The 26,310-nt window shown below is 71.5% G+C and carries 24 protein-coding genes; 10 read left to right on the forward strand and 14 right to left on the reverse strand.

Annotation, left to right across the window (positions count from 1 at the left end):
- Positions 1-78: 78 nt before the first annotated feature.
- The gene (locus WBQ80_RS05375; RefSeq protein WP_336573180.1) at positions 79-906 is read left to right on the forward strand and encodes a purine-nucleoside phosphorylase; all 828 of its coding nucleotides are present in this window, start codon (positions 79-81) and stop codon (positions 904-906) included.
- Positions 907-976: 70 nt separating this feature from the next.
- A complete protein-coding gene (locus WBQ80_RS05380) occupies positions 977-2,665 on the forward strand; it encodes a phospho-sugar mutase (RefSeq protein ID WP_336573179.1) in 1,689 nt (562 codons plus the stop codon).
- 19 nt (positions 2,666-2,684) lie between these two features.
- On the opposite strand, the gene WBQ80_RS05385 is transcribed toward WBQ80_RS05380, so the two are convergent.
- The 11 genes from WBQ80_RS05385 to WBQ80_RS05435 form a co-directional block, all read right to left on the reverse strand.
- Positions 2,685-2,969, reverse strand: coding sequence for a PTS sugar transporter subunit IIB (locus WBQ80_RS05385; RefSeq protein ID WP_336573178.1), 285 nt, complete (start codon positions 2,967-2,969; stop codon positions 2,685-2,687).
- Positions 2,966-3,451 (reverse strand): PTS sugar transporter subunit IIA, encoded by a 486-nt coding sequence (locus WBQ80_RS05390; RefSeq protein WP_336573177.1) that lies wholly within the window; start codon positions 3,449-3,451, stop codon positions 2,966-2,968. The genes WBQ80_RS05385 and WBQ80_RS05390 overlap by 4 nt, the downstream gene beginning before the upstream one ends.
- Before the next feature lie 45 nt (positions 3,452-3,496).
- The gene (locus WBQ80_RS05395; protein WP_336573176.1) at positions 3,497-4,618 is read right to left on the reverse strand and encodes an adenosine deaminase; all 1,122 of its coding nucleotides are present in this window, start codon (positions 4,616-4,618) and stop codon (positions 3,497-3,499) included.
- Positions 4,619-4,671: 53 nt separating this feature from the next.
- Positions 4,672-5,973 (reverse strand): thymidine phosphorylase, encoded by a 1,302-nt coding sequence (locus WBQ80_RS05400; RefSeq protein ID WP_336573175.1) that lies wholly within the window; start codon positions 5,971-5,973, stop codon positions 4,672-4,674.
- Positions 5,970-6,389 carry a cytidine deaminase gene (locus WBQ80_RS05405; protein WP_336573173.1) on the reverse strand — a complete coding sequence of 140 codons (420 nt, stop codon included), beginning with the start codon at positions 6,387-6,389 and terminating at the stop codon, positions 5,970-5,972. The genes WBQ80_RS05400 and WBQ80_RS05405 overlap by 4 nt, the downstream gene beginning before the upstream one ends.
- A gap of 13 nt (positions 6,390-6,402) precedes the next feature.
- The gene (locus tag WBQ80_RS05410) at positions 6,403-7,710 is read right to left on the reverse strand and encodes an ABC transporter permease (protein WP_442892726.1); all 1,308 of its coding nucleotides are present in this window, start codon (positions 7,708-7,710) and stop codon (positions 6,403-6,405) included.
- Positions 7,707-9,017 (reverse strand): ABC transporter permease, encoded by a 1,311-nt coding sequence (locus tag WBQ80_RS05415; protein ID WP_336573172.1) that lies wholly within the window; start codon positions 9,015-9,017, stop codon positions 7,707-7,709. The genes WBQ80_RS05410 and WBQ80_RS05415 overlap by 4 nt, the downstream gene beginning before the upstream one ends.
- A complete protein-coding gene (locus WBQ80_RS05420) occupies positions 9,014-10,552 on the reverse strand; it encodes an ABC transporter ATP-binding protein (RefSeq protein ID WP_336573171.1) in 1,539 nt (512 codons plus the stop codon). Before WBQ80_RS05420 ends, WBQ80_RS05415 begins: the two co-directional genes overlap by 4 nt.
- A gap of 158 nt (positions 10,553-10,710) precedes the next feature.
- The gene (locus tag WBQ80_RS05425) at positions 10,711-11,817 is read right to left on the reverse strand and encodes a BMP family lipoprotein (protein ID WP_336573170.1); all 1,107 of its coding nucleotides are present in this window, start codon (positions 11,815-11,817) and stop codon (positions 10,711-10,713) included.
- A gap of 178 nt (positions 11,818-11,995) precedes the next feature.
- Entirely contained in the window at positions 11,996-13,057 is a 1,062-nt protein-coding gene (locus WBQ80_RS05430; RefSeq protein ID WP_336573168.1) for a BMP family lipoprotein, read from the reverse strand.
- A gap of 21 nt (positions 13,058-13,078) precedes the next feature.
- Entirely contained in the window at positions 13,079-14,197 is a 1,119-nt protein-coding gene (locus tag WBQ80_RS05435) for a mannose-1-phosphate guanylyltransferase (protein ID WP_336573166.1), read from the reverse strand.
- 137 nt (positions 14,198-14,334) lie between these two features.
- Here WBQ80_RS05435 and sdhC point away from each other — a divergent pair, with 137 nt between their 5' ends.
- From sdhC to WBQ80_RS05475, 8 genes are all read left to right on the forward strand, one after another.
- Entirely contained in the window at positions 14,335-14,757 is a 423-nt protein-coding gene (gene sdhC / locus WBQ80_RS05440) for a succinate dehydrogenase, cytochrome b556 subunit (protein WP_336573164.1), read from the forward strand.
- Between the two features lie 10 nt (positions 14,758-14,767).
- The gene (locus WBQ80_RS05445) at positions 14,768-15,214 is read left to right on the forward strand and encodes a succinate dehydrogenase hydrophobic membrane anchor subunit (RefSeq protein WP_336573163.1); all 447 of its coding nucleotides are present in this window, start codon (positions 14,768-14,770) and stop codon (positions 15,212-15,214) included.
- 7 nt (positions 15,215-15,221) lie between these two features.
- Entirely contained in the window at positions 15,222-17,033 is a 1,812-nt protein-coding gene (sdhA, locus tag WBQ80_RS05450; protein ID WP_336573162.1) for a succinate dehydrogenase flavoprotein subunit, read from the forward strand.
- Between the two features lies 1 nt (position 17,034).
- The gene (locus WBQ80_RS05455) at positions 17,035-17,799 is read left to right on the forward strand and encodes a succinate dehydrogenase iron-sulfur subunit (protein ID WP_336573161.1); all 765 of its coding nucleotides are present in this window, start codon (positions 17,035-17,037) and stop codon (positions 17,797-17,799) included.
- A gap of 86 nt (positions 17,800-17,885) precedes the next feature.
- A complete protein-coding gene (locus tag WBQ80_RS05460) occupies positions 17,886-19,181 on the forward strand; it encodes a YihY/virulence factor BrkB family protein (protein WP_336573160.1) in 1,296 nt (431 codons plus the stop codon).
- Positions 19,182-19,191: 10 nt separating this feature from the next.
- A complete protein-coding gene (locus WBQ80_RS05465; RefSeq protein WP_336573158.1) occupies positions 19,192-20,046 on the forward strand; it encodes an exodeoxyribonuclease III in 855 nt (284 codons plus the stop codon).
- 4 nt (positions 20,047-20,050) lie between these two features.
- Complete coding sequence (gene trpS / locus WBQ80_RS05470) at positions 20,051-21,061, forward strand: tryptophan--tRNA ligase (protein ID WP_336573157.1); 1,011 nt, start codon at positions 20,051-20,053, stop codon at positions 21,059-21,061.
- On the forward strand, positions 21,058-21,855 hold the full coding sequence (locus WBQ80_RS05475) for an HAD family hydrolase (protein WP_336573156.1): 798 nt from the start codon (positions 21,058-21,060) through the stop codon (positions 21,853-21,855). Before trpS ends, WBQ80_RS05475 begins: the two co-directional genes overlap by 4 nt.
- A 126-nt stretch (positions 21,856-21,981) precedes the next feature.
- Here WBQ80_RS05475 and glpK read toward each other — a convergent pair whose 3' ends face one another.
- The 3 genes from glpK to WBQ80_RS05490 form a co-directional block, all read right to left on the reverse strand.
- Complete coding sequence (gene glpK / locus WBQ80_RS05480; RefSeq protein WP_337282481.1) at positions 21,982-23,496, reverse strand: glycerol kinase GlpK; 1,515 nt, start codon at positions 23,494-23,496, stop codon at positions 21,982-21,984.
- Between the two features lie 60 nt (positions 23,497-23,556).
- A complete protein-coding gene (locus tag WBQ80_RS05485) occupies positions 23,557-24,267 on the reverse strand; it encodes an MIP/aquaporin family protein (RefSeq protein ID WP_442893185.1) in 711 nt (236 codons plus the stop codon).
- Positions 24,268-24,542: 275 nt separating this feature from the next.
- Positions 24,543-26,291 (reverse strand): glycerol-3-phosphate dehydrogenase/oxidase, encoded by a 1,749-nt coding sequence (locus tag WBQ80_RS05490; protein ID WP_337282483.1) that lies wholly within the window; start codon positions 26,289-26,291, stop codon positions 24,543-24,545.
- Positions 26,292-26,310 lie beyond the last annotated feature (19 nt).

Genomic DNA, 26,310 nt, shown 5'->3' on the forward strand with positions numbered 1-26,310 from the left:
CGGCGCACGCCGCGCGCAGGCGAGCACCGGGCCGCTCACGCCGCGCCGCGGCATCCGTCGCTTGCGTACCATGAGGGGATGCAGCAGCAGAACCCGCTCGACGACCCCGCCGCCGACCCGTTCGCCGTCGCGCGCGACGCGGCCGCCCGCATCGCGGAGCTCACCGGCGTGGAGCGCCACGACCTCGCCCTCACGCTCGGTTCGGGCTGGGGCGCCGCCGCCGAGCTCATCGGCGAGACGACCCACACGATCCCCGCCGACGACGTGCCCGGCTTCTCCAAGCCGGCGCTCGAGGGGCACGTCGGCACGCTGCGCTCGGTCGCACTGCCCGACGGTCGCCGCGCCCTCGTCATCGGCGCGCGCACGCACTACTACGAGGGCCACGGGGTCCGCCGGGTCGTGCACTCGGTGCGCACCGCCGCCGCGACCGGCGCGACGACGATGATCCTCACGAACGGGGCGGGCGGCATCCGCGAGACCTGGTCGCCGGGCACGCCCGTGCTGATCAGCGACCACATCAACCTCACGGCCGACTCGCCGCTCGAGGGCGCGACGTTCATCGACCTGACCGACCTGTACTCCGCGCGACTGCGCGCGCTCGCGCACGAGGTCGACCCCTCGCTCGACGAGGGCGTGTACGTGCAGTTCCGCGGGCCGCACTACGAGACCCCCGCCGAGGTCCGGATGGCCAGGGCCATCGGCGGCCACATCGTCGGCATGTCCACCGCGCTCGAGGCGATCGCCGCCCGGCAGGCGGGCATGGAGGTGCTCGGCATGTCGCTCATCACCAACCTCGCGGCGGGCATCCAGTCGACACCGCTGAGCCACGACGAGGTCATCGAGGCCGGCCGCGCGGCCGAGGCGCGCATCTCCGACCTGCTGGCGAAGATCGTCGCGACGGTCTAGCCGCACCTGCTCCCGCTCCACCGTCCCCGGCGCCCGGCGCGGCGCCCGCACTCGAGAGAGAAGGCACCGGATGCCGCAGCTCACCGACGACGAGCGCATCGCGCTCGCCGAGGCGTGGATCGCCCAGGACCCCGACCCCGAGACGCGCGACGAGCTCGCCGCGATCCTCGCCGCCGTCCGCGAGGGCGACGCCGCGGCGTCCGCCGACCTCGCCGACCGGTTCGACACGCGGCTCGCCTTCGGCACGGCCGGGCTGCGCGGCGAGATCGCGGCCGGTCCGAACCGCATGAACCGCGTCCTCGTGTCGCAGGGCGCCGCGGGGCTCGCCGCCTACCTGCTCGAACGGGCGACGGATGCCGCGGCCGCCTCGGTCGTCGTGGGCTACGACGGTCGTCGCAACTCCGAGGTGTTCGCGAACGACGTCGCCGAGATCATGGCCGGCGCGGGCGTCCGCGCCATCCTGCTCCCCCGGATGCTGCCCACGCCCGTGCTCGCGTTCGCGGTGCGGCACCTCACCACGTCGGCGGGCGTCATGGTGACGGCGTCGCACAACCCGCCGAACGACAACGGCATGAAGGTGTACCTCGGCGGCGACGACGAGGGCACGCAGATCGTCGCCCCGGCCGACGCCGAGATCGCCGCGCACATCCTTCGGGTCGCCGAGACGGCGCGCGTGCCCGAGCTGCCCCGGGGCGGGGTCGAGATCGCCCCGGAGTCGGTCGTCGACGCCTACGTGCGGGCCACCGCGGCCGTGGCCGCCGTTCCGCGGGCGCAGCCGCGCGTCGTCTACACCGCCATGCACGGGGTCGGCTGGCAGACGCTCCGCCGCGTCCTCGAGACGGCGGGCTTCGAGGCCCCGACCCTCGTCGGCGAGCAGATCGAGCCCGACGGCCGCTTCCCGACGGTGGCGTTCCCGAACCCCGAGGAGCCGGGCGCCATGGACCTCTCGTTCGAGGCGGCGCGCGAGTCCGGCGCCGACCTGGTCGTGGCCAACGACCCCGACGCCGACCGCCTCGCGATCGCGATCCCCGACCCGGCCGAGCCCGACGGATGGCGCCGCCTCAGCGGCAACGAGGTCGGCCTGCTGCTCGGGTGGCAGGTCGCCGAGCAGGTCGCGGCGTCCGGCGCGGGCGGCACGCTGGCGTGCTCGATCGTCTCCTCCCCCGGACTCGACGCCGTCGCGCGTGCGCACGGGCTCGACTTCCGGGCGACCCTCACCGGGTTCAAGTGGATCTCCCGGGCTCCCGGGCTGGTCTTCGGCTTCGAGGAGGCGCTCGGCTACCTCGTGAACCCCGAGACCGTGCGCGACAAGGACGGCATCTCGGCGGCGGTCGCGTTCCTCTCGCTCGCCGCCGGGCTCGCCGCCGAGGGCCGCACGGTCGCCGACCACCTGGACGACTTCGTGGCGCGCTTCGGCTCCTTCGCGTCGGCGCAGGTGTCGATCCGCGTGACCGACCTGTCGCGCATCGCCGAGGTCATGGCGCGGCTGCGGGCCCAGCCGCCGGCCGAGGTCGGCGGCATCCGGGTGAGCGCCGTCGACGACCTCGCGCTCGGACTCGACGGGCTTCCGCCGTCGGACGTGCTCCGCATCCGCCTCGACGGCGGCGCCCGCGTCATGGTGCGGCCGAGCGGCACCGAGCCGAAGCTCAAGGTCTACATCGACGCCGCCGCCACCGAGGGTCCGGTCGCCGAGCGGCGTGCCGCGGCATCCGACGTGGTGCGCCGCGTCGAGGCGGGGATGCGCGGGCTCGTCGCCTGACGCCCTGCCGGCCGGCCGCTCAGCCGAGCGACGCGTCGAGCTTGCGGCCGATCTCGTCGACGTCGAAGTAGTTCTCGACCTCGATGATCTCGGCCCAGGTGCGACCGAGGGCCTCGCGCACGCGCGCGGCGAGCTCGGTCGAGGTGAGGACGACCTGCGCGTCGGCGGCGGCCGACGCGATGCCCGCGAGGTCGCTCGCATCGACGTCCGCGGTCAACCCGAGGCGGTCGAGGGCGCGCTCGGCGTTGGCCTTGAGGATCGCCGAGGTGCCGACGCCGAGCCCGCACACCGCCACGATCCTCATGCGGGGTCTCCCGTCGCCTCGCTGGACGGGGCGGTCCGGTCCGCGCCGTCGAGGACGTCGCGCACATCGGCGATCGTCGCCGCCGACGCGAGCCGCTCGATGGCGGACCGCTCGTTGAACACGTTCGCGAGTCCGGCGACGCTCGCGACGTGCTCGTCGGCCCCCGTGACGGCGAGTCCGACGACCACGCGCACCGGATCGTTGTGGGGGTGCCCGAAGGGAACGGGCTCGGCGAGGGTCACCACCGCGAGGCCGTTGCGGACCACGTCGGGTCCGGGTCGGGCGTGCGCGAGCGCGAGTCCCGGCGCGATCACCACATAGGCGCCGAACTCCTCGAGCACGCCGATCATCCGGTCGGTGTACGCCTCGCGCGTGGCCCCGGACCGGGTGAGCGCGCGGCCGGCCGCGCGCACGGCGGCGCGCCACTCGGTCGCGTCGTCGCGAAGGACGATCGCGGAGTCGGGAAGCGGCGGAAGGGTCATCGGGGTCCGTTCGGGGTGGTGCGGTGCCGGTGGCAGCGTGCCGGGTCAGGCCTCGTCGAAGCCGTCCTGGATCTGCTCGGCGAGGTCCTCCCGCTCGTCGAGCGGGAGGAAGGCGGCGGCGGCGGCGTTGAGCTGGAAGATCTCGAAGTCGTCGACGTCGTAGCCGAACGCGTCGGAGAGGAGCGCGAGCTCGCGGGTCAGCGACGTGCCCGACTGCAGCCGGTTGTCGGTGTTCACCGTGACGCGGAACCCGAGCTGGTAGAGCAGGTCGAAGGGGTGGTCGACGAGCTCGTCGCCCCACGCCGCGATCGCGCCCGTCTGCAGGTTCGACGACGGGCTGGTCTCGAGCGCGATCTCGCGGTCGCGCACCCACTGCGCGACCGGCCCGAGGGAGACGTAGGTGTTCTCGTCGTCCTGGCGCTCGATCGTGAGGTCCTCGGCCAGGCGGACGCCGTGGCCGAGCCGCAGCGCACGCCCGTCGAACAGCGCGCTGCGGATGGACTCGAGACCGTCGGCCTCGCCCGCGTGCACCGTGACGGGCATGAACCGGCCTGCGAGGAAGTCGAACGCGGTGCGATGGCGGCTCGGCGGGAATCCGGCCTCGGCGCCGGCGATGTCGAAGCCCACGACGCCGTGGTCGCGGTGGCGCACGGCGAGCTCGGCGATCTCGAGACCGCGATCGGCGTGGCGCATGGCGGTCACGAGCTGGCCCACCCGGATGCGGCTGCCCTGGCGTCGCGCGTCCTCCACGCCCTCGTCGAGGCCGGCCTGCACGGCCTCGACGGCCTCGTCGAGCGTGAGCCCTCGCGTCAGGTGCTGCTCGGGCGCCCAGCGCACCTCGCCGTAGATCACCCCGTCGGCGACGAGGTCGTGCACGAATTCGCGCGCGACGCGGGCGAGGCCGTCGCTCGTCTGCATGACGGCCGTGGTGAGGTCGAAGGTCGTGAGGTACTCGACGAGCGAACCGGAGTTCGACTGGTCGGAGAACCACGTCGCGAGCGAGTCCGCATCGGCGGCGGGGAGTTCGAGCCCGATCTCGTCGGCGAGCTCGATCAGCGTCTGCGGCCGCAGCCCGCCGTCGAGGTGATCGTGCAACGAGATCTTGGGCAGCGACCGGATGTCGGTGCCGTCCCCCTCGAGCCGGTAGTCGGTCGCATGCGTATCCACCCCATCACGATACCGGCGGAAGCCGCCGAGGACGCGAGGGATTTCCGCAAGCGTCAGCGCCCGACGCGATCGGCGATGAGGGGACCGCCGTCCTGCACCGCGTCGCCCGGGTCGCCGATGGACCAGGCGCCCTCGACCGCCTCCAGCGCGCGGGCGAACCGTGCGGGCTCGTCCGCGTGGAGCGTGAAGAGCGGCTCACCGCGTCGGACCGAGTCGCCGGGCTTGGCGTGCAGGTCGATGCCCGCGGCGTGCTGCACCGGATCCTCCTTGCGGGCGCGGCCCGCGCCGAGGCGCCACGCGGCGATGCCGAACGGGAGCGCCTCCTGCCGCACGAGCACGCCGTCGCGGTCGGCGGTGACCACGTGCTGCTCCCTCGCGACCGGGAGGTCGGCGTCGGGGTCGCCCCCCTGCGCGCGGATCGCCGCGCGCCACGTGTCCATGGCGCGGCCGTCGTCGAGCGCCGCCTCGACGTCCGCGTCGGGACGCCCCGCCAGTGCGAGCATCTCTCGCGCGAGCGCGACGGTGAGCTCGCGGACGTCGGCCGGTCCGCCCCCGGCGAGCACCTCGACGGACTCGCGCACCTCGTTCGCGTTGCCGATCGTCAGGCCGAGCGGCACGTTCATGTTCGTCAGGAGTGCGCTCGTCGCGACGCCCGCGTCCTCGCCGAGCTCGACCATGGTGCGCGCGAGCTCGCGCGAGCGCTCGATGTCCTGGAGGAAGGCGCCCGAGCCGAACTTCACGTCGAGCACGAGCGCGCCGGTGCCCTCGGCGATCTTCTTCGACATGATCGACGACGCGATGAGCGGGATCGCCTCGACGGTGCCGGTGATGTCGCGGAGCGCGTAGAGCTTCTTGTCGGCCGGGGCGAGGCCCGCGCCCGCGGCGCAGATGACCCCGCCCACGTCGCGGAGCTGCGCGAACATCTCGTCGTTCGAGAGGTCGGCGCGCCACCCCGGGATGGACTCGAGCTTGTCGAGCGTGCCGCCGGTGTGCCCGAGGCCCCGGCCGGAGAGCTGCGGGACGGCGACGCCGAAGGTCGCCACGAGGGGCATGAGCGGCAGCGTGATCTTGTCGCCGACGCCGCCCGTGGAGTGCTTGTCGGAGGTCGGCTTGCCGAGGCCCGAGAAGTCCATCCGCTCGCCCGAGGCGATCATCGCCATCGTCAGGTCGCGGATCTCGCGGCGGGTCATGCCGTTGAGGAAGATCGCCATCGTCATCGCCGACATCTGCTCGTCGGCCACGTAGCCGCGCGTGTAGGCGTCGACGAGCCAGTCGATCTGCGCGGTCGAGAGCTCGCCGCGGTCGCGCTTGGTGCGGATCAGGTCGACGGCGTCGAAGGCCTCGACTGCGGTCATTCGGTCTCTCCTCGGAACTCGGCGAGCTGGCGGGGTCCGAACGCGTCGGGCAGCACCTGGTCGATGGTCTTCACGCCCGAGACGGTCTCGAGCAACATCCCCTCGGCCGAGTGCTCGTAGAGCAGCTGGCGGCAGCGGCCGCACGGCATGAGCACGTTGCCGTGCCCGTCCACGCACGTGAAGGCCGTGAGCTTGCCGCCGCCCGACATCACGAGCGCCGAGACGAGCGAGCACTCGGCGCACAGGGTGACGCCGTACGAGGCGTTCTCGACGTTGCATCCGCTCACGACCCGGCCGTCGTCGGCGACGGCCGCCGCCCCGACGGGGAACTGGGAGTAGGGGACGTAGGCCTTCGCCATCGCCTCGCGGGCGATCTCGCGGAGGTGGTCCCAGTCGATCGCGTGCTGGGCGGTCATGGTGCTCCCGTCGTCAGGACTTGATGTACGGCTTGCCGGCCGCGGCGGGACCGCGCACCTTGCCGACGAAGCCGGCCACGGCGAGGATCGTCACCACGTAGGGCAGCATGAGCATGAACTCGCTCGGCACGGGCGAGCCCATGACCGACAGCGTGTTCTGCAGGTTCGACGCGAAGCCGAACAGGAGCGCCGCGAGCGTGGCCTTGATCGGGTCCCACTGCCCGAAGATGACGGCCGCGAGGGCGATGAAGCCCGCGCCCGCGGTCATCTCCTTGTTGAACGCGCCCACCGCGCCGAGCGTGAAGAACGCGCCGCCGAGTCCGGCGATCGCGCCCGCGAGCGAGACGTTCCAGAACCGCGTGCGGGGGACGTTGATGCCGACCGTGTCGGCCGCCTGCGGGTGCTCGCCCACCGAGCGGACCCGGAGGCCCCACTTGGTGTGGAACAGCCCGAAGTACACCAGCGCGACGATGGCGTACATCACGTAGACGATGATCGTCTGGCGGAAGAACATCGGGCCGATGAGGGGGATCTCGCTGAGGATCGGGATCGGCAGGCGCTCGAGGCGCGGCGGCGAGTTCAGGAGGCTCGCGTTCGGCGCGAGGACCTGGGAGAACAGGAAGCTCGTGAGTCCGATGACGAGCACGTTCAGGACGACGCCGACGATGACCTGGTCGACGAAGTACTTGATCGCGAACGCCGCGAGGACGAACGAGACGAGCACGCCCGCCACGGCGGCGGCCGCGAGGCCGACGAGCGGTCCGAGGAACTGCTGGCCGATCACCGACGCCACGACGGCCGAGGTGAAGGCGCCCGCGAGCAGCTGGCCCTCGATGGCGATGTTGATGACGCCGACGCGCTCGGAGATGACGCCGCAGAGGGCGCCGAAGATGAGCGGCACCGACAGGCTCAGCGCACCCGCCAGGAGGCCCGGCATGGGGATGATCGGGGTGCGCGCGCCCGCGGCGGCCCACGTGAGGAACGCCATGAGCGCGATCACGGCGAAGACCACGAGCAGCCACAGCGGCACGCGTCGGCGGGCTCGCACGAGCGCGGCCGCGGCGATCGTGATCGCCGCGAGCACCGCGACGCTGATCCACGTGAAGACGATGCCGTTGAGCACCAGCTCGGGCAGCTGGATGACGTCGGTGCCCGTCGAGAGGCGGAACGTGGCGTCGCCCGAGTGCGGCGCCGCGATGAACAGGATGGCGAGCAGGACCGTCACGGCGGCGAAGGCGATGGGCGCCTTCCAGCTCACGACGACGGTCGTGTCGAGTCCGGGTGCGGACGTCGTGGCGTGGTGCTGCGTGGGAGCGGTCACTTCGCCGCCACCTCCTCCTTGGGGGTCCGCGTTCGCTTGGGCTTCGGCTTGGCGCCGGGCTGCGGCAGTCGGAAGATCGCCCGCACGAGCGGCGGCGCCGCGATGAAGAGGACGATCAGGGACTGCACGACGAGCACGATGTCGATCGGGACGCCCTCGGCGGCCTGCATCGCGAAGCCGCCGGCCTTGAACGCGCCGAAGAGCAACCCGGCCGCGAGGATGCCGAACGGCGTCGATCGGCCGAGCAGCGCGACGGTGATCGCGTCGAAGCCGATGCCCGCGTCGATGCCGGACGAGAAGCCCGTGGTGACCGTGCCGAGGACCTGGTGGACTCCGGCGAGGCCGATGAGCGCGCCGGAGATCAGCATCGCGTAGACGTACATCGACCTGACGTTGATGCCCGCCACGCGCGCGGCGTTCGGATTGAGGCCGACCGCGCGGAACTTGAAGCCGAGGCTCGAGCGGTCGAGGATCCACCAGACGAGGAACACGGCCGCGATCGACAGCAGGAATCCGAAGTGCAGGTTCAGCTGCGGCCCGGGGAGCAGGTCGGGGAAGATCGCCGTCTCCTTCATGGGCGGCGTCTTCGGGTTGTTCGACCCCGGGGCCTGGAGGAGACCGGGCGTGCGCAGCATCCACGACACGAGGTAGAGCGCGACGTAGTTGAGCATGATCGTCACGATGACCTCGTGCGCGCCGGTGCGCGCCTTCAGCAGGCCCGCGATCCCGGCCCAGAGGGCTCCGGCGAGGATGCCGACGATGACCGCGACCGCCATGTGGAGGCCCCACGGGAGGTCGAAGGAGAACGCGACCCAGCCCGCGCCCGCCGCGGCGAGGAGCATCTGCCCGCGGCCGCCGATGTTGAACATGCCGACGCGGAAGGCGAGGCCCACGCCGAGGCCGGCGGCGATGAGCGGAGCCGAGAACTTCAGCGTCTCGGTGAGCGGGCGGATACCCGCGATGAAGTCGTCGCGCCGGAAGTTGTAGATGGAGCCCTGGAAGAACGCCGCGTACGCGCCGCCCACCGCATCCCAGATCGCGACGAAGGTGTCGGTCGGCCGAGCGAAGAAGTACCCGGACGCCGCCTGCACGCGCTCGTCGGTGAACGCGATCATGATCGCGCCGACGATGAGCGCCAGGAGGACCGCGAGGACGGAGATGATCGCGTTGCCGGTCGTGACGCGCTGGAACGCCTCGTGCCAGCGCGAGGTCGGCTCGACGTCGGGCTCGGGTTCGCGCACGGGCTCGCCGGGCGGGACCTTCGTGCCCGTCTCGAGGGCCACGTCGGGGTCGTGGGCGTTGCTCATGCGACGGCTCCTTCGGGGTTCGGGGCGGGCGCGGAGGGCGGCGCCTCTCCGGCCATCATCAGGCCGAGCACGTCGCGGGGCGTGTCGCCCGGGACGATGCCCACGACGCGGCCCCGGTACATGACCATGATCCGATCGGCGAGCGCGGTGACCTCGTCGAGCTCGGTGGAGACCACGACGACCGGCACGCCGGAGTCGCGCGTCTCGATGATCCGCTTGTGGATGAACTCGATGGAGCCGACGTCGACCCCTCGGGTCGGCTGCGCGGCGACCAGGAGGCGAAGGTCGCGGCTCAGCTCGCGGGCGAGCACGACCTTCTGCTGGTTTCCGCCGGAGAGCCGGCCGGCCAGGGTGTCGATGGCCGGCGTGCGGATGTCGAACTCCTCGACCTTCTGCCGGGCGAACTCGGCCAGGAAGCCGCGCTGCACGTTGCCGCCCTTGACGAACGGCGCCCCCTCGGCGCGATCGAGCATGAGGTTCTCGGCCACGGTGAACTCGCCGACGAGGCCGTCCTCCTTGCGGTCCTCGGGGACGAATCCGACGCCCGCGTCGAGGATGCGGCGGACGGGGTGCTTCGTGATGTCGTCGCCGTCGAGCCGGATGGTGCCCTGCACGCGCGGCTGGAGGCCGACGAGCGCCTCGGTGAGCTCGGTCTGGCCGTTGCCCTGGACGCCGGCGACGGCGAGCACCTCGCCGCGGCGCACGCTGAAGCTCACGTCGTTGACCACGAGCTGGCCGATCGGGTCGACCACGCTCAGGTGCTCGACCGTGAGCGCCTCGTCGCCGAGCTGCGGTTCCTCCTTCTGGACGGTGAGCTCGACGGAGCGACCCACCATGAGCGAGGCGAGCTCGGCGTTGGATGCCACGGGCGACGCCTCGCCGACGACCTTGCCGAGCCGGATGACCGTGATGCGGTCCGCGACCTCGCGGACCTCGCGGAGCTTGTGGGTGATGAAGACGATCGAGGCGCCGGACTCCTTGAGCTGGCGCATGATGCCCATGAGCTCGTCGGTCTCCTGCGGCGTGAGCACGGCGGTCGGCTCGTCGAAGACGAGCACGCGCGCGTCGCGCGACAGCGCCTTGATGATCTCGACGCGCTGCTGCACGCCGACCGGCAGGTCGTCGACGAGGGCGTCGGGGTCGACGTCGAAGCCGAAGCGCTCGCTGATCTCGCGCACCTTGGCGCGAGCCGCCTGGAGGTCGAGGACGCCCGCCGCCTTCGTCTGCTCGTGGCCGAGCATGACGTTCTCGGCGACCGTGAACACGGGGATGAGCATGAAGTGCTGGTGCACCATGCCGATGCCGGCGCGCATGGCGTCGCCGGGACCGGCGAACTGCCGGACCTCGCCGTCGAGCAGGATCTCGCCCTCGTCGGCCTGGTACAGGCCGTACAGCACGTTCATCAGCGTGGACTTGCCGGCGCCGTTCTCTCCGAGCAGGCAGTGGATCTCCCCCGCCTCGACGGTGAGGTCGATGTGGTCGTTCGCCACCAGGGAACCGAACTTCTTCGTGATTCCTCGGAGTTCGAGTTTCATGCCACCGATCCTAGGTTCTCGGACCGCGATTCGCCGCGGTCGTGCGCCGAAGTGCGCGGATGCGCGGCCGGGGCCGCTCAGATGTTGCGGATGTCGCGCATCCGCGTGGAAACGACGGAGGGAGGCCGGCAGCGCCGACCCCCCTCCGTGCGGTGTCCCTATTCCTGCGCGGACAGGTACGACTCGACGACGATGTCGCCGGCGATGATCTGCTCCTGCAGGTCCTCGAGCTCGGTCTTGAGCTCGTCGGAGACGGCGTCCTCGAAGTCGTGGAACGGCGCGAGTCCGACGCCCTCGTTCTCGAGCGTGCCGATGAACGGCTCGGCCGAGAACTCGCCGTTGCCCGCGGCGACGAGCGCCTCGTAGACGCCCACGTCGATGCCCTTGCGGATCGAGGTGAGGAGGAGGTCGCCGACCGACGGGTCGGTCTCGAACACGTCGGCGTCGACGCCGATCAGGGCGATGTCACGACCGGCGTCGCGGATGGCGGCCGCGGCGCTCTGGTAGATCGGGCCGCCGACGGGAAGGAGCACGTCGACGTTCTGGTCGATGAGTCCCTGCGCGACCTGGCGGGCGGTGTCGTTCGCCTCGAAGCCGCCGGTGAAGGAGCCGTCCTGCGCGGCGCGGTCCCAGCCGATGACCTGGACGTCGGTGCCCTTCTGCTCGTTGTGGTACTCGACGCCCTGGGCGAAGCCGTCCATGAAGATCGACACGGTCGGGATGTTGATGCCGCCGAAGGTGCCGACGGCGCCGGTCTCGGACATGCCGGCCGAGAGGTAGCCCGCGAGGAACGCGGCCTGGGCGGTGTCGAAGATGACCGGCTTGATGTTCTCGGCGTCGGTCGTGCCGTCGAAGTCCTGGTCGACGGTGTCGTCGATCGAGACGTACTCGAGGTCGGGGTTGGCGGTCGCGGACTCGAGGGCGGCCGGCGCGAGCAGGAAGCCGACGGTCACGATCGTGTTGCAGCCCTGGTCGACGAGGTTCTGCAGGTTCGAGGGGTAGTCGGTCTCGGCGGCGGACTCGACCTCGATGTACTCGGTCCCGAGCTCCTCGGCCGCGCGCTGCATGCCCTCGAGCCCGAGCTGGTTGAACGACTTGTCGTCGAAGCCGCCCGCGTCGGAGACCATGCAGGGCAGGTAGTCGAGCTCCTCGCCGCCACCGGCCTCCTCCGACTCCTCGGGTGCCGAAGCGCAACCGGCGAGCAGCGCGACCGCGCCGAGCGTCGCCAGGCCGCTGACCGCGGCCTTCTTGAACGTGAACGTCACTGTGTCCTCCAAAAGACGCACCCCGAACGGGTCTCGGGGACCGTGAGGTCACGTTACCCAAAGTTGCGCCGGGCGCGACGGGTCCCCCGGCGGACCACGGGCAATGGTTATGAAGCCGCGACCTTCTGCTCATATGAGCAGCGTGGACTCACCCCCGAGCGGGGGTCGCGGCATCCGCTCAGGGCGTGGAGGGCGACTCCACCACGAGCTCGCCCGCGATGATCGCCTGCCGGATCCCCTCGAGCTCGCCCTGCAGCTCGGGCGGGACGAGCGACTCGAGGTCGTGGAACGGCGCGAGGTCGACGCCGCCGTTCTCGAGGGTGCCGACGTACGGCTCGTTGCCGAACTCGCCGGCCTGCACGTCGCCCACGATCTCGACCATGGCCTGCTGCGTGTTCTTGAGCACGCTCGTGAGGAGGACCGGGCGGAACTCGGCGGGGAGCGTCTCGTACCCGTCGCTGTCGACCCAGATGACCGAGACGCCCTCGCGCTCGACCGCCGCGGCCGCGGCGCCCTCGCCGACCTGGCCCGCGACGGGGAGGATCACGTCGGCACCCTGGTCGATGAAGCCCTCGGTGAGCACCTTGCCCTTGTTGATGTCCTCGAAGTCCCCGGTGAACGAGCCGTCCTGCGCGTCCTTGTTCCAGCCGAGCGCGCGCACGTCGGTGCCGTGCACCTCGTTGTAGCGCGCGACGCCGTCGACGAATCCGTCCATGAAGAGCGTCACGGGAGGCTGGTTGCCACCGCCGAACGTGGCCACCACGCCCGTCTTCGTGACGCCGGCCGCCAGGTATCCGGCGAGGAACGACGCCTGCGCCGTGTCGAACACGACCGGCTTGACGTTGTCGGCCTCGACCGACTCGTCGACGATGGCGAAGGCGATGTCGGGATTGCGGCCGGCCTGGTCGAGCGTCGCGTCGGCGAGCTCGTACCCGACGGTCACGACGAGCCCGCAGCCGGAGTCGACGGCCTGCTGCACGTTCGGCGCGAGGTCGGTCTCGCTCGTGGACACGAGCGCCTCGGCCTCGACGCCGTGCTCCTCCTCGGCCTGCTGCAGGCCCTCCCAGCTCGACTGGTTGAACGAGCGGTCCTCGAGTCCGCCCGAGTTCGTCACCATCCGGACGCAGCCGTCGGCGGCGGCCTCGCCGTCGTCCGACTCGGGCGCGGGCGCGCAGCCCGCGAGGGCGACGGATGCCGCGACGAGGGCGGCTCCGAACCAGAGGGACCTGCGCACGCGCATCCGTCGACCGCCTTCCCGTGCCTACAGCACGTCGTTCGAGCCGCCGAGCCGCATCGCGTCGACGACCGCCTTCACCCGCTGCGCATGCTCGCTCGTGGTGACGAGGAGCGCGTCGGGCGTGTCCACCACGACGATATCGCGGACGCCGATGAGGCTGATCACCCGGTCGGTGCGGCTCACGACGATGCCGCTCGACGCGTCGGCCAGAACGCGCGCGTGCTCGCCGAGGATCGCGAGCTCGCCCGAGCGCCCCGCCGTGTTGAGCTTGGCCAGTGAGGCGAAGTCGCCCACGTCGTCCCACTGGAAGTGGCCGCGGATGACCGCCATCCGGCCGGCCGCGGCGGCCGGCTCGGCGACCGAGTAGTCGATCGCGATCTTCTCGAGCGTCGGCCAGATGCGGTCGACCGCGGGGCCGCGCGTCGCCGGGTCGTCCCACGCCTCGGCGAGCTCGACGAGTCCAGCGTGCAACTCGGGCTTCGATCGCGCGATCTCGGCGAGGAGGAGGTCGGCGCGAGCGATGAACATGCCGGCGTTCCAGAGGTGGCGCCCGCCGGAGAGGTAGCGCTTCGCGGTCTCCAGGTCGGGCTTCTCGACGAAGCTCGAGACGGCCGACACGTGCTGGTGGCCGCCCAGCTCCAGAGGCTCGCCGCACTCGATGTAGCCGAAGCCGACGGCGGGCTCGGTGGGCGTGATGCCGATCGTCGCGATGTAACCGGCGTCGGCCACCGCGACGGCGGCCGTCACCGCCTCGCGGAAGAGCGCCGCGCCCGAGATGACGTGGTCGGCCGCGAACGACCCGATGATGACGCCCGGCTCGCGCCGCTCGAGGATCGCGGCGGCGAGTCCGATCGCGGCGGTCGAGTCGCGCGGCTCGCTCTCGAGCACGATGTTCTCGTCGACCAGCTCGGGCAGCTGCGCCTCGACCGCGGCGCGATGCGCACGGCCCGTGACCACCATGATGCGCTGCTCGCCCGAGATCGGGGCGAGCCGATCCCAGGTGTCGCGCAGCAGCGTCTGGCCGGAGCCGGTGAGGTCGTGCAGGAACTTGGGGGCGTCGGCGCGCGAGAGCGGCCAGAGCCGGGAGCCGACCCCGCCCGCGGGGATGACGCTGTAGAAGCGGTCGAGGGGTGCCTGTCGCATCCGCTCAGGATAGCGGCGGGGCGTCGGCTGGACACGGCGGCGACCGGAGCACCCGTCCGGCGGGATTAGACTCGACCCGGGCCATCGGTCCCGTCACGCCCACAGTCGGGCGACGCACACCGCCAGGAGGGTTGTCCATGTCAACAACGACGACACGGACCCCGACCGCACCCGAGAAGCCGGCGACCGAGAAGCCGGGCGGCACGCTCTACCGCGGCCGCGAGGGAATGTGGTCGTGGGTGCTGCACCGCATCACGGGGGTCGCGATCTTCTTCTTCCTCCTCGTGCACATCCTCGACACGTCCCTCGTGCGGATCAGCCCCGAGGCGTACAACGCGGTGATCGCCGCCTACCAGACTCCGATCATGGGCCTCGGCGAGGTCGCCCTGGTCGGCGCGATCGTCTTCCACGCCTTCAACGGACTGCGCGTCATCCTGGTCGACTTCTGGTCCTGGGCCACGCGCAACCAGAGGGTCCTCTTCTACGTCGTCATCGGCCTGTGGGTGCTGACCATGCTCGCCTTCACCCCGCGGCACCTGATCAACGTCTTCAGCCACTAGGAGCGCCGAGATGACCGTCATCGAATCCCCGCGCACCCCCGCCCGTCCCGCGCCCCGGCGCGGCGTGAACGTCGAGAAGTGGGGCTGGATCTACATGCGCGCCTCCGGCGTGATCCTCCTCGTGCTGATCTTCGGCCACCTGATCGCCAACCTCATGGTCGGCGAGGGCGTCAAGGCGATCGACTTCGGCTTCGTCGCCGGCAAGTGGGCCTCGCCCTTCTGGCAGTGGTGGGACGTCCTGATGCTCTGGCTCGCGCTCATCCACGGCGCCAACGGCATGCGGACCCTCGTGAACGACTACACCGCCCCGGGGCCCGTGCAGAAGCTCCTGAAGCTCGCGCTGGTGGCATCCGCCGCCGTGCTCATCGTGCTCGGGACCCTCGTCGTGTTCACGTTCGACCCGTGCCCCGCCGGATCCCCCGCCGACCTGCTCCCCTCGTTCTGCCCCGCCGCATAGGAGTCACGTGAACCCCCAGAACGCCAGCGCCGAGTCGACGGTCGTCGACGGCGTGCACCACCACCAGTTCGACATCGTCATCGTGGGCGCCGGCGGCGCCGGCATGCGCGCCGCGATCGAGGCCGGCCCCGGCGCGCGCACCGCCGTCATCTCGAAGCTCTACCCGACGCGCTCGCACACCGGCGCGGCGCAGGGCGGCATGGCCGCCGCGCTCGCGAACGTCGAGGAGGACAGCTGGGAGTGGCACACGTTCGACACCGTCAAGGGCGGTGACTACCTGGTCGACCAGGACGCGGCCGAGATCCTCGCGAAGGAGGCCATCGACGCGGTCATCGACCTCGAGAACATGGGCCTGCCCTTCAACCGCACGCCCGACGGCAAGATCGACCAGCGCCGGTTCGGCGGCCACACCCGCGACCACGGCAAGGCGCCCGTCCGTCGCTCGTGCTACGCGGCCGACCGCACGGGCCACATGATCCTCCAGACGCTGTTCCAGAACTGCGTCAAGCTCGGCATCGAGTTCTACAACGAGTTCTACGCGCTCGACCTCGTCATGACCGACGTCGACGGCGTGCCGCAGCCGTCCGGGGTCGTGGCGTACGAGCTCGCGACGGGCGAGCTGCACGTGTTCCAGGCCAAGGCCGTGATCTTCGCGACCGGCGGGTTCGGCAAGATCTACAAGACGACGTCGAACGCCCACACGCTCACGGGCGACGGGGTCGGCATCATCTGGCGCAAGGGCCTCCCGCTGGAGGACATGGAGTTCTTCCAGTTCCACCCCACCGGGCTCGCCGGGCTCGGCATCCTCCTCACCGAGGGCGCCCGCGGCGAGGGCGCGATCCTCCGCAACGCCTCGGGCGAACGGTTCATGGAGCGCTACGCCCCGACGATCAAGGACCTCGCCCCTCGCGACATCGTCGCCCGGTGCATGGTCCAGGAGGTCGCCGAGGGACGCGGCGCCGGGCCGAACAAGGACTACGTGCTGCTCGACTGCACGCACCTCGGCGCCGAGGTCCTCGAGACCAAGCTGCCCGACATCACCGAGTTCGCCCGCACCTACCTCGGCGTCGACCCGGTCTACGAGCCCGTCCCGGTGATGCCGACCGCGCACTACGCGATGGGCGGCATCCCGACGAACGTGAACGCCGAGGTGCTCCGCGACAACACCACCGTCGTGCCGGGCCTCTACGCGGCCGGCGAGTGCGCGTGCGTGTCGGTGCACGGCTCGAACCGCCTGGGCACCAACTCGCTGCTCGACATCAACGTCTTCGGCAAGCGCGCGGGCCGCAACGCCGTCGAGTACGTCAACTCGGGCGTCGACTTCACGCCCCTTCCGGCCGACCCGGCCGGCGACGTGCGCCGCATGCTCGAGATGCTGCGCGAGTCCGACGGCACGGAGCGGATCGCCGCGATCCGCAAGGAGCTCCAGGACGAGATGGACAAGGGCGCGCAGGTGTTCCGCACCGCCGAGTCGCTCGCGCACGTGGCATCCGTCATCGCCGCGCTCCGCGAGCGGTACCGCAACATCGCCGTGCAAGACAAGGGCAGGCGGTTCAACACCGACCTGCTCGAGGCCGTCGAGCTCGGCTTCCTGCTCGACCTCGCCGAGGTCGTCGTCGCGTCGGCCGCGAACCGCGAGGAGAGCCGCGGCGGGCACATGCGCGACGACTTCCCGGACCGCGACGACGAGAAGTTCATGCAGCACACGATGGCCTACCTGTCGGGCGACGCCCACTCGTCGGTCGTCACCGATCACATCCGGCTCGACTGGAAGCCGGTGACGATCACCCGATACCAGCCCATGGAGAGGAAGTACTGACGTGACGACCGCCACGCTCGAGAAGTCGTCGACCGGCACGGATGCCGCCGCGCAGTCGTTCACGGTCACGCTGCTGATCCGCCGGTTCGACCCCGAGGTCGACGCCGAGCCGCGCTGGCAGGACTTCGACGTCGAGATGTACGCGACCGACCGCGTGCTCGACGCGCTCCACAAGATCAAGTGGGAGCAGGACGGCTCGCTGACCTTCCGCCGGTCGTGCGCGCACGGCATCTGCGGCTCCGACGCGATGCGCATCAACGGGCGCAACCGCCTCGCGTGCAAGACGCTGATCAAGGACCTCGACATCTCGAAGCCGATCTACGTCGAGGCCATCAAGGGCCTGCCGCTCGAGAAGGACCTCGTCGTCGACATGGAGCCGTTCTTCGCGAGCTACCGCGAGGTGCAGCCGTTCCTGCAGGCCCGCACCACGCCGGAGCCCGGCAAGGAGCGCATCCAGAACGTGGCCGAGCGCGCGCGATTCGACGACACGACCAAGTGCATCCTGTGCGCCGCGTGCACGTCGTCGTGCCCGGTGTTCTGGACCGACGGGCAGTACTTCGGCCCGGCCGCGATCGTGAACGCCCACCGGTTCATCTTCGACTCGCGCGACGACGAGGCCAAGGTGCGCCTCGACATCCTGAACGACAAGGAGGGCGTGTGGCGCTGCCGCACGACCTTCAACTGCACCGACGCGTGCCCCCGCGGCATCGAGGTGACCAAGGCGATCGCCGAGGTCAAGCAGGCCATCATGCGCGGCAAGCCCTAGGGCGCAGCCCGCTGCGGACGGGGTCGGCGTCGTGGACGCCGGCCCCGTCGTCGTGTCCGGCGGCGCGCACTGGCTAGGGTGATCGCGTGGGACGACGCGTGCCGGAAGGACGGGACGCCGACGCGCACGCCTCGGCGGCCGCGGGGCGTGGCGAGCCGGCGGCGAACGGCCGCGACCTGCGGCTGCGGCTCGACGAGCCGATCGCGCGCGTGACCGACCTCACGCGCCGCACGATGGAGTTCTTCCCCGTGCGGGTCTGGCGGCACTTCCTGCAGCGGAACGGCTTCCTGCTGTCGGCGGGCATGAGCTACCAGGCGCTGTTCGCGACCTTCGCCGCGATCTACGTGGCGTTCGCGATCGCCGGGCTCTGGCTCGTGTCGAGCCCCGACACCCTGAACGCACTCGTCACGCTGATCAACACCTACGCGCCCGGCCTGATCGGACCGGAGGGGCTCATCACGACCGCCGACCTCGTGGAGGTGACCGAGGCGAGCACGAGCCTGTTCGGCCTCACGGGCGCGGTCGCGCTCGCCGGCCTGGTATGGACCGCGATCAGCTGGATCACCTACACCCGGCTCGCCGTCCGGAGCACGTTCGGCCTGCCGCGCGACGACCGGCCGTACGTCCTGCTGAAGACGCGGGACTTCCTCGCGTCGCTCGGGTTCGGGCTCGCGCTGGTCGTGGCCGCCCTGCTCTCCATCGTCGCGACCACGCTGCTCGACGCGTTCCTCGACGTGCTCGGGCTCACCGACGAGGCGGCCTCGCCCGTGATGGCCGGCGGGCTGCGGTTCGGCTCGCTCGCCGTGGTGTTCGTCATCGACACCGTCGCCCTGGCCGTGCTGTTCCGGTTCCTCTCGGGTGCGGCGGTGCCGTGGCGGCGGATGTGGATCGGCTCGCTGCTCGGATCGGCGGCGCTGAGCGTGCTGCACGTGCTGGGCGGCGTGCTCGTGACGGCCACGACGAACAACCCGCTCCTGGCCACGTTCACGGTCTTCATCGGGCTCCTGCTGTGGTTCCGCATCGCGAGCATCGTGATCCTCGTCGCCGCCGCATGGATCGCGATCGAGACGGCCGACGCGAACGACACCCTCCGGCCCGTGACCGCCGACCAGCGGGCGGCCGAGGCGCTGCTCGCCCAGCGGCGGGCGGACGCGGCGGAGCGGCGCCGCGAGGTGCGCGCCGTCCGCGACGCGATGGAGGAGGCCGGCTGGTTCGGGTGGCTCCGGGGGCGCCGCCGGCTCACGCGCGCCGAGCTCGACCTGGCCGACGCCGAGCTCGCGGTCGCCGATGCGGAGCGCGCGCTCGACCTCGCGTCGGCCGAGGCGCGGGCGCAGCGCCGGCGGCGCCGACGGCGGCCCCGCGACGTCGGGGGGCTCGCCTAGGATCGAAGGCATGCCCCCCGCCTCCCTGCTCCGCGTCGCCACTGCCAACGTGAACGGGGTCCGGGCGGCGTTCCGGCGCGGCATGGTCCAGTGGCTCGCCGCTCGCGACGTCGACATCCTCGCGCTGCAGGAGGTGCGCGCCTCGACCGACGACCTCGCGGCGCTGCTCGGCGACGAGTGGAACCTCCTCCACGACCCGGCGAGCGCCAAGGGCCGCGCGGGAGTCGCGATCGCGAGCCGCGCCGACGCCCACATCCATCGGGTCGAGCTCGGCGAGACCGACCACGACACCGCGGGCCGCTGGCTCGAGGCCGACTACGAGGTCGGCGGTCGCATCGTGACGGTGGTGAGCTGCTACGTGCCGTCGGGCGTGGCCGACTCCCCCAAGCAGGTCGAGAAGTACCGGTTCCTCGATGCGATGACCGAGCGGATGACGCAGCTCGCCGGGCACGAGCTGGCCGTCGTCGTCGGCGACCTGAACGTCGGCCACCGCACGCTCGACATCAAGAACTGGAAGGGCAACGTCAAGCGCGCGGGCTTCCTTCCCGAGGAGCGCGCCTACTTCGACCGGTTCCTCGGTGCCGAAGGCGACGAGCGGTACAACGCGGGCGCGGGCCTCGGCTGGGTCGACGTCGGCCGCCGCGTGGCCGGCGAGGTTCCGGGCCCCTACACGTGGTGGTCGTGGCGCGGCAAGGCGTTCGACAACGACAGCGGCTGGCGCATCGACTACCAGCTCGCGACCCCGGCGCTCGCCGGGCTGGTGCAGGCGTACTCGGTCGACCGGGCCGACGCCTACGACGAGCGATGGTCCGACCACGCTCCCGTCGTCGTCGACTACGCCATTCCGACCCCAGAGGACTCCTGAACCCATGAACACCGCACGTCCCGTCGTCTTCTCCGGCATGCAGCCGTCGGGCGACTCCCTCCACCTCGGCAACTACCTCGGCGCGCTCGTGAACTGGGTCGCCCTGCAGGAGGACCACGACCCCATCTACTGCGTCGTCGACCTGCACGCGATCACCGTCCAGCAGGACCCGGCGGTCCTGCGCGACGCCACGCGCCGGACCGCGGCGCAGTACCTGGCCGCGGGCGTCGACCCGGGCCGCTCGACGCTGTTCGTGCAGTCGCACGTGGCCGCGCACACCGAGCTCGCGTGGGTGCTCGGCACCCTCACGGGCTTCGGCGAGGCGAGCCGGATGACGCAGTTCAAGGACAAGTCCGCGCGGTACGGCGCGGACGCCACGACCGTCGGGCTCTTCACCTACCCCGTGCTGATGGCGGCCGACATCCTCCTGTACGGCACCCATCTCGTGCCGGTCGGCGACGACCAGCGCCAGCACCTCGAACTCACCCGCGACCTCGCGGGCCGCTTCAACTCGCGCTACGGCGACACGTTCGTCGTGCCCGAGGCGATGATCCCGAAGGAGTCGGCGCGGATCTACGACCTGCAGGAACCGACCGCCAAGATGTCGAAGTCGGCGGCGAGCCCCAACGGTCTCATCAACCTCATGGACGATCCCAAGGTCATCGCCAAGCGCATCAGGAGCGCGGTCACCGACACCGAGCGCGAGGTCCGCTACGACCCGCAGTCGAAGCCCGGGATCGCGAACCTGCTCGACATCTACGCGACGATCACCGGCCGGTCGATCGCCGAGCTCGAGGCCGACTACGAGGGTCGCGGCTACGGCGACCTGAAGAAGGACCTGGCCGAGGTCGTGGTCGAGCGCATCTCGCCGATGCGCGAGCGCACGCTCGAGCTCATGGAGGACCCGGGCGAACTCGACCGGCTGCTCGCGATCGGGGCCGACAAGGCGTCCGAGCGCGCCGAGCGCACGCTGGCGACGGTCTACGACCGCGTCGGCTTCCTGCGGCGGCGGTGAGCGCGGGCCCGCCCTCGCCGGTCGCCCGCGGCGCGGGCGGCGCGCGACCGGTGGTGCTGTTCGACCTCGACGACACGCTGATGGCGCACCGCGAGGCGGTCGCGAGGGGCATCGAGCTGCACCTGCGCGAGCGGGAGTACGGGGACGACGTCGCAGCCGGGCAGGCGCTCTGGCACGAGCTCGAGGAGCGGCACTACCACGCCTACCTCGCGGGCGAGCTGACCTTCGAGGGGCAGCGTCGCGCCCGGGCCGCCGACTTCGCGCTCGCCCACGGCGACGAGATCGACGACCAGGCAGCCGGCGACTGGTTCGCACGCTACTTCGAGCGCTACCGCGACTCGTGGTCCCTGCACGATGACGTCGAGCCCGCGCTCGACGCGCTCGAGGCGGCACTGCCGGGCGTGCGCTTCGGCATCATCACGAACGGCGAGCCGGAGTTCCAGCTGGCCAAGCTCGTCCGGCTCGGGCTCGAGGTCGGCCACCCGGGTCGCATCGAGCACCTCGTGGCATCCGGCGCCGAGGGCGTGACGAAGCCCGACCGTCGCATCTTCGAGGTCGCGCTCGACCGGTTCGCGGCCGGGGCGCCGGTCTCGCGTGCGGCCTACGTCGGCGACCGTCTTCGGACCGACGCGATCGGCGCGGCCCGAGCGGGGCTGGTCGGCGTGTGGCTCAACCGGCCGGGCGTCCGGCCGACCGGGACCGAGGGGACGGAGGCCGCGGCCGCGGGCGTGCTCGAGATCCGAACGCTCGCCGAGCTGCCCGACCTGCTCGCGCACCGTCTGGTGGTCGAGTAGCGCCTGCCGGAGGCGGAGACGCCCCCGCGGGTCGAGGAGCCGCTGAGCGGCGTCTCGAGACCTCGCCGGTGGGACCGACCCGGTCTCGAGACACGGGCTGCGCCCGCTCCTCGACCCGCGCCGGGGTCAGCGCACGTCGTCGTCGACCCAGTCGAGGGTCTTCGTGACGGCCTTCTTCCAGTTGCGCACGAGGCGGCCGCGCTCGCTCTCGTCCATCGAGGGAGTCCAGCGACGGTCCTCCTGCCAGTTCTTCGCGAGGTCGTCCAGGCCCGACCAGAACCCGACCGCGAGGCCCGCCGCGTAGGCGGCACCGAGCGCGGTGGTCTCCGCGACGACCGGCCGCACGACCGGCACGCCGAGGATGTCGGCCTGGAACTGCAGCAGGGTGTCGTTGGCGGTCGCGCCGCCGTCGACGCGCAGCTCGGTCAGGTCGATGCCCGCGTCGGCGTTGACCGCCTCCACGACGTCGCGCGTCTGGAACGCGATCGCCTCGAGTGCGGCCCGCGCGATGTGCCCCTTGTTCACGTAGCGCGTGAGGCCGACGAGCGCGCCGCGCGCGTCCGGCCGCCAATACGGCGCGAACAGGCCCGAGAACGCCGGCACGAAGTAGGCGCCGCCGTTGTCGTCCACCGTCTTCGCCAGCTCCTCGACCTCGGCGGCCGACGAGATGAGGCCGAGGTTGTCGCGCAGCCACTGCACGAGCGACCCGGTGACCGCGATCGATCCCTCGAGCGCGTAGTGCACGGGCTGGTCGCCGAGCTTGTACCCGACGGTCGTGAGCAGGCCGTTCTTCGAGTGGACGATCTCCTCGCCCGTGTTGAAGATGAGGAAGTTGCCCGTGCCGTAGGTGTTCTTCGCCTCGCCGGCCGCGAAGGCCGCCTGGCCGAACGTCGCCGCCTGCTGGTCGCCGAGTATGCCCGCGATCGGCGTCTCGCGCAGCAGGCTCGACTCCTCGACCGTGCCGTAGACCTCGGAGGAGGACCTGATCTCGGGGAGCATGGAGCGCGGCACGCCGAAGACGCCGAGGATCTCGTCGTCCCACTGCAGGGTCTCGAGGTCCATGAACAGGGTGCGGCTCGCATTCGTGACATCCGTCGCGTGCACGCCGCCGTCCACCCCGCCGGTGAGGTTCCACAGCACCCACGTGTCGGTGGTGCCGAACAGGAGGTCGCCGGCCTCGGCCTTCTCGCGCGCGCCCTCGACGTTCTCGAGGATCCAGACGATCTTCGTGCCCGAGAAGTACGTCGCGAGCGGCAGGCCGACCTTGGCCTTGAAGCGCTCGACGCCGCCGTCGGCCGCGAGCCGGTCGACGATGGGCTGCGTGCGGGTGTCCTGCCAGACGATCGCGTTGTAGACCGGCTCGCCCGTGTTCTTGTCCCACACCACCGCGGTCTCGCGCTGGTTGGTGATCCCGACCGCGGCGATGTCGTGGCGGGTGAGGTCGGCCTTGCCGAGCGCCTGCCCGATGACCTCGCGCGTGTTGCGCCAGATCTCCATCGGGTCGTGCTCGACCCAGCCGGCCTTGGGGAAGATCTGCTCGTGCTCGAGCTGCCCGGTCGCGACGATCGAGCCGGACTTGTCGAAGATGATCGCGCGCGACGAGGTCGTGCCCTGGTCGATCGCGAGGATGTGGTCAGCCATCTGAGGACTCCGTTGTGTTCAGGGGGTGGTGGGTGGGTGGAGCGATCGGACGCCGCGGCGTCAGCCGAGCAGCGGCAGGAGCGGGATCGCGGCGAGGCCGGCGAGCACGCCGCCGATGATCGGCCCGACGACCGGCACCCACGAGTAGGACCAGTCGCTCGAGCCCTTGCCCTTGATGGGAAGGACCGCGTGCGCGATGCGCGGCCCGAGGTCGCGGGCCGGGTTGATCGCGTACCCGGTCGGGCCACCGAGCGAGGCGCCGATGCCGACCACGAGGAGGGCGACGGGAAGGGCGCCGAGGGCTGCCAGGCCCGACGCGTCGCCGTTGCGGCCGAAGCCGATCACGACGAACACCAGCACGAACGTGCCGATGATCTCGGTCACGAGGTTCCAGCCGTACGAGCGGATGGCGGGACCGGTCGAGAAGACGCCGAGCTTGTTGGCGGGCTCGGGCTCCTCGTCGAAGTGCTGCTTGTAGCCGAGCCAGCAGATCACCGCGCCGAGGAAGGCGCCGATCAGCTGCGCGGCGATGTAGGCGGCCACCGAGAGCGCGTTCACCGGGACACCCTGTCCGAACTCGGTCGCGCCGTTGGCCACGAGCCCGAGCGTGACCGCCGGATTGAGGTGGGCGCCCGAGGCGTAGGCGACGATGACACCGGCGAAGACCGCGAGGCCCCAGCCGAAGTTGACCATGAGGAAGCCGCCGGCGAAGCCCTTCGTCTTCGCCAGGGCGACGTTGGCGACCACGCCGCAGCCGAGCAGCAGCAGCATGGCCGTGCCGACGAGTTCCGAGAGGAACACGACACCGAGATTGTCCACGTTGACCTTCTTTCAATCACCCGGAACGCCGCCGTCGGCGCCCCGGTCGGGGGGCAGGGCCTCTCGGCCCGGATGAAACGTACCCGCCGAACCAGCCCGGATCGGGCGGTCCGGCGTGCACGTCTGTGCAGATTCGACGGTGCTGGTCGAGTGGCACCGACCGGGGGCCGGAGCGGATCGAGACCGCCCGGCGCGGGGTCTCGATACGCGGGCGGCTCCGCCGGGCGCTACTCGACCAGCGAGGCCGGCTCGTCGAGCACGACGCCGTGGCGCTCGGCGAGCACGCGCCGGGTGGCGTCGACCTCGGCCCGGCGCGCGGCCGCGTCCCACCCCAGCTCGTCGCCGACGACGTCGGCGAGCTCGTCGAGCAGTCGCGGGGTGAGCCCGCCGGTGAAGGCGAGGCTCGTGCGCCGGAACACGACGTCGGCGAGGTGCACCACGCGCTCGTGGCGCGTGATCCAGGCGATCTCCTCGCGGCTGTACGCGTCGTGGTCGGCGAGCGGCGTCTCGGGGCCGCCCTCGACCTCCGCGATGAGCGCGGCCGCGCGAGTGCCGTACCGCTCCAGGAGCTGCTCCGCCCGCTCGCGGCCGACGCCGTCGCCGTGGCCGGCGACCCACACGAGCCGCGCGTCATCCGTCGTCGGATACCCGGCGCCGCCGCCGATCGGCAGGCCTTCGGTGGATCGCGCGCGCTCCCGGCCGAGGAGCCCCAGGACCTCGTCCGCGAGGTGCTCGGCGAGGGCGCGGAAGGTGGTCCACTTGCCGCCGACGAGGCTCAGCAGGGTCGTACCGGGCCGCTCGGCGACGTCCGCCCGCTCGATGCGGTAGTCGCGACTGACGAAGCCGGGCTGCGTGTCGTCGTGGCGCGGCAGCGGTCGCACGCCCGAGAACCGGTAGACGATCTGCGACCGGTCGACGGCGATGCCTGGGAAAACGTGCGCGACGAGGTCGAAGAAGTAGTCGACCTCGTCCTCGGTGCAGACGGCCGGCTCGCGCATGTCGTGCTCGAGGTCGGTGGTGCCGACCATGACCCGGCCCTTGAGCGGGTAGATGAGCACGATGCGTCCGTCCTCGTGCTCGAAGAAGATCTCGCGGCCGCCGGTCGCCTCGAGCAGCTCCGGATGGTCGAGCACGATGTGCGACCCCTTGGTCCCGCCCATGAAGCGCGTCTCGCGACCGAGCTGCGCATTGGTCAGGTCGGTCCACGGCCCCGAGGTGTTGACGACGACGTCGGCCGCGAGGTCGAACTCGCGACCCGTGACCGCGTCGCGCACGCGAACGCCGCGCGGGCCGAATCCGACGGCCTCGAGGTGGTTCGCCGCCCGGGCGTGGGAGCCGGCGGCGAGGCCGTCGTGCAGCACGTCGAGCGCGAGGCGCTCGGGGTCGTGCATGCTCGCGTCGTAGTAGGTCGCGGTGTACTTCAGGGCGGGATTCAGGGCGGGCAGCTCGGCGAGCGAGGCCTTCCGGCCGAGGAACCGATGGCGGGGCACGCTGCCGCCGTCACGCGAGAACGCGTCGTAGATCGTCAGGCCGGTCTTGATGAGCGCCGCGCCGCGCTCGGTCGGCCGGCCCTGCCGGTGCGTCAGGAATCGCAGCGGCGCCGAGAGGATCCCCGAGAAGGTCGAGAAGATCGGCACGGTCGTGCGCAGCGGCTTGACGTAGTGCGGCGCGGTGCGCAGCAGCCCGTTGCGCTCCTGCACCGACTCCTGCACGAGGCGGAACTCGCCGTTCTCGAGGTAGCGGATGCCGCCGTGGATCATGTGGCTCGAGGCGGAGGACGCGCCCGAAACGAAGTCGTCTCGCTCGACGAGCACGACGTCGACGCCCTGGAGCGCGAGGTCGCGGAACGTCGCGAGGCCGTTGATGCCCCCGCCGATGATCACGACGTCGGCGGTGGGCCGGGCGAGGAGCTCGGCGATCTCGGAGCGGAGGTCGGGGGCGGGGCGGGTCGTCGTCGGCGACGTGGTGGGCGACATCGCTGTCCTTTCGAGCTGG

Origin of the sequence: Agromyces sp. CCNWLW213 (assembly GCF_037199545.1) — a bacterium.
Taxonomy (GTDB): Bacteria; Actinomycetota; Actinomycetes; order Actinomycetales; family Microbacteriaceae; genus Agromyces.

What these genes read in the sequence shown, in the direction of transcription:
- WBQ80_RS05445 (WP_336573163.1), top strand. Translation starts at nt 14,768, where the DNA reads ATGACCGTCATCGAATCCCCGCGCACCCCCGCCCGTCCCGCGCCCCGG.
- WBQ80_RS05430 (WP_336573168.1), bottom strand. Translation starts at nt 13,057, where the DNA reads ATGCGCGTGCGCAGGTCCCTCTGGTTCGGAGCCGCCCTCGTCGCGGCA.
- WBQ80_RS05435 (WP_336573166.1), bottom strand. Translation starts at nt 14,197, where the DNA reads ATGCGACAGGCACCCCTCGACCGCTTCTACAGCGTCATCCCCGCGGGC.
- WBQ80_RS05380 (WP_336573179.1), top strand. Translation starts at nt 977, where the DNA reads ATGCCGCAGCTCACCGACGACGAGCGCATCGCGCTCGCCGAGGCGTGG.
- WBQ80_RS05400 (WP_336573175.1), bottom strand. Translation starts at nt 5,973, where the DNA reads ATGACCGCAGTCGAGGCCTTCGACGCCGTCGACCTGATCCGCACCAAG.
- WBQ80_RS05420 (WP_336573171.1), bottom strand. Translation starts at nt 10,552, where the DNA reads ATGAAACTCGAACTCCGAGGAATCACGAAGAAGTTCGGTTCCCTGGTG.
- WBQ80_RS05385 (WP_336573178.1), bottom strand. Translation starts at nt 2,969, where the DNA reads ATGAGGATCGTGGCGGTGTGCGGGCTCGGCGTCGGCACCTCGGCGATC.
- WBQ80_RS05415 (WP_336573172.1), bottom strand. Translation starts at nt 9,017, where the DNA reads ATGAGCAACGCCCACGACCCCGACGTGGCCCTCGAGACGGGCACGAAG.
- WBQ80_RS05405 (WP_336573173.1), bottom strand. Translation starts at nt 6,389, where the DNA reads ATGACCGCCCAGCACGCGATCGACTGGGACCACCTCCGCGAGATCGCC.
- WBQ80_RS05485 (WP_442893185.1), bottom strand. Translation starts at nt 24,267, where the DNA reads ATGCTGCTGCTGCTCGGCTGCGGCGTGGTCGCCAACGTCGCCCTGGCG.
- WBQ80_RS05490 (WP_337282483.1), bottom strand. Translation starts at nt 26,291, where the DNA reads ATGTCGCCCACCACGTCGCCGACGACGACCCGCCCCGCCCCCGACCTC.
- trpS (WP_336573157.1), top strand. Translation starts at nt 20,051, where the DNA reads ATGAACACCGCACGTCCCGTCGTCTTCTCCGGCATGCAGCCGTCGGGC.
- sdhC (WP_336573164.1), top strand. Translation starts at nt 14,335, where the DNA reads ATGTCAACAACGACGACACGGACCCCGACCGCACCCGAGAAGCCGGCG.
- WBQ80_RS05390 (WP_336573177.1), bottom strand. Translation starts at nt 3,451, where the DNA reads ATGACCCTTCCGCCGCTTCCCGACTCCGCGATCGTCCTTCGCGACGAC.
- WBQ80_RS05375 (WP_336573180.1), top strand. Translation starts at nt 79, where the DNA reads ATGCAGCAGCAGAACCCGCTCGACGACCCCGCCGCCGACCCGTTCGCC.
- WBQ80_RS05465 (WP_336573158.1), top strand. Translation starts at nt 19,192, where the DNA reads ATGCCCCCCGCCTCCCTGCTCCGCGTCGCCACTGCCAACGTGAACGGG.
- glpK (WP_337282481.1), bottom strand. Translation starts at nt 23,496, where the DNA reads ATGGCTGACCACATCCTCGCGATCGACCAGGGCACGACCTCGTCGCGC.